General features: G+C 53.8%; 1 pseudogene. It reads right to left on the bottom strand.

The features are described 5' to 3' along the window. Nucleotides 1-364, bottom strand: a pseudogene (locus F1E73_RS17475) (IS4 family transposase); the annotation flags it as partial.

A 364-nucleotide genomic window follows, 5' to 3' on the forward strand; every position in this document is an offset into this window, starting at 1 on the left:
GCTGTCGTGGAGTTTGGCCTCCGTGATGTTCACCATGTCGGGGATCATCATCGCATCGTCCCAGCAGGTGTGTATCTTGATGCCTCCCTTTGCTGTCCGAAACTTTGCCCAGTCAAACATGGAGAGACATAGGGATATGGTGGTGCTGTCGATCAATTTGATGGATTTGCCCTTGATTTCCCCTATAACACGTCCTTGGCCATGTTCGGCCAGGATCCTCCCGTAGTGGGTGAGCAATCGGTAGTAAAGGGTCTCGAACACCTTGTAGCTGCGCTTTTTGTTGCCGTCGCTCATCGTGGATCGTGCCGGGCTCTGAGCCAGTCCCAGATCCGATATGAAGGTCTCGCTGATGCCGATCCCTGTC

It is taken from the genome of Arenibacter lacus (genome assembly GCF_008711145.1).
Lineage (GTDB): Bacteria > Bacteroidota > Bacteroidia > Flavobacteriales > Flavobacteriaceae > Arenibacter > Arenibacter amylolyticus.